Annotated in this window: 7 protein-coding genes and 1 pseudogene; 3 read left to right on the top strand and 5 right to left on the bottom strand. The window is 40.9% G+C overall.

Annotated features, from left to right (window positions below):
• From PX636_RS09855 to PX636_RS09840, 4 genes are all read right to left on the bottom strand, one after another.
• A partial coding sequence (locus tag PX636_RS09855) for a lipase family protein (RefSeq protein ID WP_288116977.1) occupies positions 1-1,009 on the bottom strand: 1,009 nt, incomplete at its 3' end.
• A gap of 345 nt (positions 1,010-1,354) precedes the next feature.
• Positions 1,355-1,648 carry a hypothetical protein gene (locus PX636_RS09850; RefSeq protein WP_288116975.1) on the bottom strand — a complete coding sequence of 98 codons (294 nt, stop codon included), beginning with the start codon at positions 1,646-1,648 and terminating at the stop codon, positions 1,355-1,357.
• A 61-nt stretch (positions 1,649-1,709) separates the two neighbouring features.
• The gene (locus PX636_RS09845; RefSeq protein ID WP_288116972.1) at positions 1,710-2,078 is read right to left on the bottom strand and encodes a SpoIIAA family protein; all 369 of its coding nucleotides are present in this window, start codon (positions 2,076-2,078) and stop codon (positions 1,710-1,712) included.
• Complete coding sequence (locus PX636_RS09840; RefSeq protein WP_002796036.1) at positions 2,065-2,376, bottom strand: papain fold toxin domain-containing protein; 312 nt, start codon at positions 2,374-2,376, stop codon at positions 2,065-2,067. Before PX636_RS09840 ends, PX636_RS09845 begins: the two co-directional genes overlap by 14 nt.
• A 258-nt stretch (positions 2,377-2,634) precedes the next feature.
• Between PX636_RS09840 and PX636_RS09835 the strand changes: the two genes are divergently transcribed.
• From PX636_RS09835 to PX636_RS22860, 3 genes and pseudogenes are all read left to right on the top strand, one after another.
• Entirely contained in the window at positions 2,635-2,823 is a 189-nt protein-coding gene (locus PX636_RS09835) for a hypothetical protein (protein WP_002765145.1), read from the top strand.
• A complete protein-coding gene (locus tag PX636_RS09830; RefSeq protein ID WP_002765143.1) occupies positions 2,808-3,059 on the top strand; it encodes a type II toxin-antitoxin system RelE family toxin in 252 nt (83 codons plus the stop codon). Before PX636_RS09835 ends, PX636_RS09830 begins: the two co-directional genes overlap by 16 nt.
• A gap of 883 nt (positions 3,060-3,942) precedes the next feature.
• Positions 3,943-4,038, top strand: a pseudogene (locus PX636_RS22860) (PEP-CTERM sorting domain-containing protein); the annotation flags it as partial.
• Between the two features lie 275 nt (positions 4,039-4,313).
• On the opposite strand, the gene PX636_RS09820 reads toward PX636_RS22860, so the two are convergent.
• Positions 4,314-4,770, bottom strand: a 457-nt coding sequence (locus PX636_RS09820) for an AvaI/BsoBI family type II restriction endonuclease (RefSeq protein WP_288116968.1), incomplete at its 5' end; no start/stop codon positions are given.

Raw genomic sequence — 4,770 nt, 5'->3', positions numbered from 1 at the left:
CATCTTTGAATTTACCTTCTAGTAATATTTTTTCTTTTAGAGGTTTCATTTTTACCACATCTTTAGTCACTCCAGATATTTTAGCTATTCTTTCTATGGCAAGATCAACACAAGTGTTATGACTGTAACTATCGCCATGATTATAATCCTGCTGATCGAAATAAATTGTCTCTACGATATTTTTGGCCACTTTATCTGATGCTAGGTAATAGGTATGAGCATTAAGGGAATTTAAGACAACGGCAGCAATTTCTACAGAATCAAAAATATTGCCAGTCGCTTCTAGATAATAATCGCTCATTAACATCTTGGATACATCGGTTATGGAATCAAAAAGAGGACGGATTGGATAAGCGATAATATCGGAGGAATTGATCAGATTATTCCAGAGTAAACGAGGGCCTTGATGCTGGCTAATAAATTTTTCAATTTGATTAGTATCAATGCCTAGAGTTAGATTTAAAAATGGGATCGGTGAACCCATTGTTGTTACAGTAGATAGGGAAAGTTTGCCCCGTTCTTTACCGATAAGATCACGAATTTCGTGAGCGGGATCCTGAGGGTCAAAACGCTGGGAAAATAACAGATCCCAAAGGATTACAGTACCCAAAGAATGGGCGACTATATGTAATTCGCTTTCCCTGGGGTGAGCTTGAACAAGATCGATTAATTGATCGGCAATAATGCGGCGAATTTGGGTTCCTCGATCGCTGCCCAAATAGCTAAATGCGTCACCAATAAAATAAGATAAATACTCTTTTCTAAAATTTTGATAGCGAAAGGATTGTTCGGGGTTAAAATTACTATTTTTCTGTTTTTGTGTCTGTAATTCTTGCTCAATATCTCGCCATAACTTTTCGGTTCCTTTGAGAACATTTCCCCAAAACCCTGCATAACAGTAGGGAATCGCCCGATTTTTGCGTTTACATTCTTCTTCAATTAGTTTAATTAATTTATTGGCATAACTAGCATCTCTTGTTGCCACTCCATGAATAAAGTAAATAAGCATAATAGATTTATCTCAATAAGCGTTGATCGGAATCTCTCTTAATATACCCTTCTAGCTTCAGAAAAATATCAGTATGGAGCGAGATATAGTAATGCACAATTAATGCGATTTGTCAAGAGATGGTGGAGTGATTATTTAGGTTCTCTCTCGACTGACCAATCCTCTGAGGATAATCCCATAGTTTCTACTCCTTTTACACAAAAATAGTAGATATCTTTGGAAGATTGACCGATTATTCCTAGTATTTATCACTCTAACACAGCAATTTGGCACTGTCTAGGATCCTGGCGGTGGCTTAGGCCTTGCTAACTCACTCTCAGGGTCCACTTCATCGGGGAGATGAAGTTAAATAAAGTTATCTGCCACCAGATTATTACTATTAACCAATCTCAAAAGAACCGAGGAAGCGTTGCTTGAAAAAGCAGCCTCAGCACCTTGAATAATCAGTGCATCTAAGCTACTACCATCGGTGCTGATGGTGAAGACATTACCACTGTAGCTACCAGAAAGGTAGTAGTTTGTACCAGAAACCAGACTAGAAGTTAAAACCCCAATCGCAGATATTGCAGAACTCGAGTAATCCAGATCAAGTATATCTCCTAGTGGACCAGCGGTTCGGTCTAACCGTGTATTAGACACCTCCAAAATTCAGGCTAGATTGAGGTTAATTGCTGGAGATGTCTATTGTACTGTAAGAGAATCAGGAGCCGCCCAAGACCCATTGGGTCGCTACCTCAGTTTCCCCCCACGGGAACTGCCTGACTTCAGCGGCGACAAAGTGGGAAGCCAGACTTTCAATCAGTTTAACCAGAGTGGAATCAGTCACCACTGCAACCTTACTGACGTACTTGTGATGGTCGCGTATCAGCCGGAAATGAGCAACCAAGGCACCAAAACTCTCCCAACCGGTGAACTTAGGGACTTCGATGATTACGCCAGCAAGACCACCAGTGGCTTCAATGTGGGGGTCCACTGCCTCCGCAATCTTGATGAAATCTTCCGCCGCAAGTGCAGATGTAGGTTGCATATACAGAATGCTATGCGCCGCGTCTAAATTATACTCTATCATAGTTTGCCTCTCCCAAATGGTCGAAGTCTAACTCTATGCTATCACGAATAGACGGTTTCACCCGGATCACTAGACGAGCTATAATCCCGAAATTGTAGCTTATAAACTCTTCACTTTGGCAATGAAAATCTTTCAGCCAATCCTCTCGTTTCATTCCTTGAGGAGACAGATGATCAAATACTCTTCCCCTCACTTCTACCCCATAGTGTTTTCCATTGATCGTAATTGATCGATCATTCCCCACGCGATCGCTGATGAGATAATCTTGATCATGATAGCGCGTTTTCAGTTCGATCACTTTTCCCTCAATTTCGTTGTCTGTTAGCTACTGCACATTGATAAAGCTGGAATTGACTGACAATATTGCCAATTTCTTGATCAATTTGGGAATCGGTTAACTTAACCACTCTCTCGCTCCCAAAGGAAAGCTGGTATCCCTAGTCTATCAGCTAGTTAGTGCGGGGCGAGATCGCCCCGCGAGTGCCTTCGGCAGTGCTTTTTGTTTTATGATCGTTAATGAAAGTCAGAAAAACAATAAGGAAGCAGGGGCAGTAGCATGAACGACCAAAGTGCTGTAGATATTGAGCAATTCCTAGAGTATTTAGAAACCTCTGAGACGGCTGATGACGTGCCTCCTGAAGAAATTGAAGTAGGAAAGAAAGCCTATCAGGAATATTTAGAAGGGCGCGATCCTGGCAAGTCCTTAGTAAAGTTAAAGGCTGAGTTAGGATGTGGCGTTACATAATCTTAAAACCAGCCGAGCGTTATCTAAAACGGTTACAGCCCCGCAGCCAAGAGCGCATCTTGAATGAACTGGATAAATTGCTGGCGAGTCCTACTCAGACAGATTTCAAGAAACTCAAAGGGCGAGAGAGTTATCGCCTGCGGGTGGGTAATTATCGGGTATTAATGCAGGTCAATCGAGAAGAACGTCTTTTCATTGTCACTGAGATCGGTCCTCGTGGTGATATTTATAAATAATACCGAATCCGACACACCGCGCCACAATCCCTCACGGAAGCGGATAGTTCGCCTGAGAAGGGGTAAAACAGGGGAAAATACCTTTCCCTGTCAATCCCTAAGCGAGGGAGAAGAATGTAAAGATTTATTAAATTGTAGCTTTTGATACAGTTGTGGGGGGGGGGAATGTATCCTGTTGTGTGGTCTGCTTTTGGTCTTGGGTTGGGGTGTTGCTTAATCTAAGAACTTTCAGTAGGGGTTGTTAGCCGGTTTTGATTGTTAGAAAAACTTATCCCACGATAAATCGACGGAGCCAAAAATGAGTGTAAAAAACTTAGTGATTGTTGCTGTCAGCCTGACTTCAGCAAGTTTTGTGGTTAATGCGCCAGCTATGGCAGTTACGTTGGGGTTTGAAGGGTTGCCTTCAACTTCTCTTTTATCGGGTACTCCTCCTGCAAATACTGTCCTTACTGATGACTTTGCAGCAGATGGTATTATTTTTGGAAAAGCTGGGACTAGCGCAGGGGTTGCGGTAACAAATCATCCATCGGGAGTTGCATTTGGCTCAAATGCAATTGCTGGCTTGAATGCGGCTGGGGATCTAGTCTTTGCTCTAAGTGCGGATATCTTCTTTAACTTCGTACTTCCAGGCACAACTACTCCTGCCGTAACTGACTCTGTAAGCTTTACGATTGGTGACATTGGTGGAGATCTCGATATTTTTGATGTTCGTGCATTCGATTTGAACAACCAATTGCTCTTTAGTCAAAACGTAAGTGACAACTCCTTCTTCCCTGTTACCATTAATGCCGCTGGTATCAACAGAGTGGAGGTCGATTTTGATAACACAAGTTCAGCTGGTTATGGATTAGATAATTTATCCTTTAACACACCTGTTCCTATCGTTGTCTCTGTTCCCGAACCCAATTCTCTTCTTGGACTGTTTGCTATCGGGACTCTTGGCGCAGCTTCAACCCTCAAGCGCAAACTCAACCCATAAAAGTCGGCTAAATTGCCCACCGAAAATACTATAAATGCCCCTTCATTCAGTCAGTTGAGGGGGTTTTATGTTTTGCCTGTGCTTCTACTTATTAAATTTTATTAATTAATTGCTCAAAAGTAGTTTCTTGTGGTAGAAAAAGATTTTTTGTACCGATAGGGTAAAATTTAATAGATATTGTAATTCTATGCCATAACGGAAGTTAATTACAGCAGTTATCTTAATGGTGAAATAACTTCTTTATTTGATTGGTAATTTTCTAAATGTTAACTAGGTTAAAGATGGCATAGCCAACGCATAATTGAAACCAGTTGATTATCATTGGTTAAGTTAGCGGCATTGGTGAGTTTTTTCGTCTCTAATTGCTGATAAATTTCCCTAGCCATTTTTGTTTCAATAGCAGCGCCGATAAAAAAAGTATAAGGATGCTTAGATATTAGCAAAGCAGTACGAGCAGTTTTCCAATGTTCATCTGCTCCTGCGGGATCAATCCCACCTTTCAATTCTCCCAAAGCAATGTATAAATCAGCAGATTGTAAGGTTTGTTTTTTGATTTTTTGATTAGCTAATTGCGTCGAATCACATTTTAAAAGGCACAAATCAATATTGTTGTTATTAACAATGGGAACATTGACATTATAAATTATTGTTCTTGGTTGGCTGTTATTTAACCAGCTAACACCTCTAACCAAGATTTCTAGATTAGGTGTCATTTCTTCAGCTTCTCTCCAT

It is taken from the genome of Microcystis sp. M53598_WE2 (genome assembly GCF_030067735.1).
Lineage (GTDB): Bacteria > Cyanobacteriota > Cyanobacteriia > Cyanobacteriales > Microcystaceae > Microcystis > Microcystis aeruginosa.
This window is presented reverse-complemented; position numbering and strand designations above follow the sequence as displayed.